The organism is Brenneria corticis, assembly GCF_003115855.1.
In the GTDB taxonomy this organism is placed as follows: domain Bacteria; phylum Pseudomonadota; class Gammaproteobacteria; order Enterobacterales; family Enterobacteriaceae; genus Brenneria; species Brenneria corticis.
Genome location: NZ_KZ819127.1, coordinates 1 through 2,419, shown reverse-complemented (window position 1 = coordinate 2,419; position 2,419 = coordinate 1). Strand labels below are relative to the sequence as shown.

The window sequence follows — 2,419 nt, the reverse complement described above, 5'->3', positions numbered from 1 at the left end:
TCGCGCAAACCTGGGTTTAGGTAATGCGGTGCTGACTGACACGGCGCAGACGATTTCTGGAGCCAAAACATTTACACAGCAAATATCATTACGGGCCAACGGTAACAGTGGTATATCCATTGGGCGAATTGATGGTGTGGCTAATACACCATATTTTGATTTTTATGCGTCTGGTAGCGCAAGTTATTATGCAGCTCGCTTAATCGCCTCTGGTGGCTCAACAACTGCTAACGGGCAAGGTACACTTAACGTTGTTGCTGGCACCTTTACTCTAAACGGCGTTGCTGTTGCAACTGCTAATACTGCTGTTATGTTGGCAAGTACACAAACAATAACTGGACAAAAAGTTTTTACAGGTAATGAAGTTCCACTTGTTATTAGATCGCCAACAGCCAATGCCGTTTCTATTCTGCGAGGGCAAACAAACGCTGGGGTTAACCATTGGTATATTGGTAAAGGCTCGTCTAGTACTAACAATTTATTGGTATGTAATAATCTTGGCAATAACTGTAGGGTAGAGTTACTTGCTACTGATTCCTGTAATATTGTGGCTGCAAGCTTTACTTGCAACGGTGTAAATGTATTAAAAGAGGGCGATTACGGGTTAGGTGGATTGGTTACGTCTGAAGCGAGTTTTGCAAATATAGCTAATAGCGGTAAGGGGCAATGGTTTAAAAGCCCACAGGGCGGCACTAACTATCCAACGGTTGATGTTGCCTGGTGTGGATTACATATACCGTATGATAATAACGCCGCCGCATCACTTGCTATTCTAGCGGCGACAAGTGTCGCTGGAGTACGCATGTGCGTGCATTCAAGGCGCGGAGGTGTTAATAACGGATGGTTCAATGTGCTGCTGTCAAATCAGTACACAATTGACGCCAACGGATTTTATAAATCAGCGTCACCAATACTACGTCTGGCAAATTCTAATGACAGCATGCCAGATAATTATCTTGATGGATTTGAGTCTGCCGGATGCGGGGCTGTAAATAATGAAGCTGCGGGCGTGACGGCGGAACGCCGTGAAACTGGTGTTTATCTCGTCATCGGCGCATTGGGCTTGGCCGAGTCTGGCTGGACCATCGAAATCCCGCAAGACGTCAATGGCAATCGCCTCTGTTTTGTTGAAACAGAAACATCGGAAAACGGCGACATTACTGTGCGTGTCAGTAAGCGCCAGTTTGATGTTGAGACAGGAAACGTCATTGCCGGCGAGCCGATGGACATTCCCGATGGCCGATGGATTGATCTGCGGCTGTCAATGCCAGCAATGCCAGAGTCCGATCAGTCTGCTGTCGATGAATCCGCAGACACCTCCGCTGAAGCTGCCTCGGTGGCAACGGACGTTGACTCATCCACAGCGGAATCTGAACCAGGCATCTGAACACGCACATCAACCCAGCGTCCAGCCGGGATATCGATTGGCTGGCCGTTCTCCACGCCAACGATGTTATTTCGCGCAAATTCCGGCGCGTCTGTGTGGGTGCGATGATATGTACGGATGATTATTGAGCCATCAGCCTCTATTTCATAGTCAACCCACAGCAGAGGCTGTTTATTGATATCAGTCGGTATTTCTATCCCGCCGCCCGCACCACCCCATGCCGGATCAGCATTGAATCCCAAACACCCGGAAATACGATATTCACCAATTCCTATTTTCTCAGCCGTTACGCCTGTCGCTTCGTCGTTTGTTTCAAATGAACCGTCACTAAATAATTTCACAATCGGCGATGCGGTTTTAATAAACCCGTTTGCATCAACAGTTGTATTACCGTTATGGCGAGCCTCAACCCATGTATAAGACGAATCTGGACGCAACCAACCTGCACCAAATCGCATAGCGCTAGGTACCCCGCCATGAGCTGTAAAAAACGCTCCCGTATACCTAGCACCAGATTCGTATTTACCTCTTACCATAAATATACCTGACGGGTTACCTACCGTTGCAGGTAATTTATCCCAACCCGTAACGCCCTTATATAAACCGCTGCGCTGAGATAGATTAGCAAAATCAACGGAAGGTAAAATGTCAGCGCCCAGCCCCCACGCTCCATTTAATAACACTGCGCCATCAGTGCTATCGGTTGTCGAGGACTGTTTAACCAGGTTAGCTAAACTCCACTGAACAGACCACGCCGTCCAATCCGCTCCGTTATATGTTCGGGTAAAATTTATATTGTTAACGTATGGATAATATATCTGTATGCATGACTCGGAGTTATTAGCTAGTGATGTCAATACCAACAGAAGTCCGGCTTGAGTCACTGGGTAGTTATTACCAATAGAAGTGTTGCCAGTTATTCTCTGTCGCCACATCCCGGCGCTGCTACCCGTCAGCGTATTCAAATTGACAGTTCCAATATCCCCGCGCGCACGAATTGTATCAATGTCTCTTAAACCCAGGTTTGCGCGA

The 2,419-nt window shown here is 47.4% G+C and carries 2 protein-coding genes; one reads left to right on the top strand and one right to left on the bottom strand.

All coding sequences use genetic code 11. From position 1 onward, the window contains the following. Positions 1-1,387 (top strand): phage tail fiber protein (locus tag DDT56_RS24500; protein WP_470287763.1); only part of this gene is annotated, 1,387 nt, incomplete at its 5' end. Here DDT56_RS24500 and DDT56_RS24495 read toward each other — a convergent pair. Next, on the bottom strand, positions 1,288-2,419 hold a 1,132-nt coding region (locus DDT56_RS24495; protein WP_168197688.1), incomplete at its 5' end, for a pyocin knob domain-containing protein. The two genes, DDT56_RS24500 and DDT56_RS24495, sit on opposite strands and share 100 nt — an antisense overlap.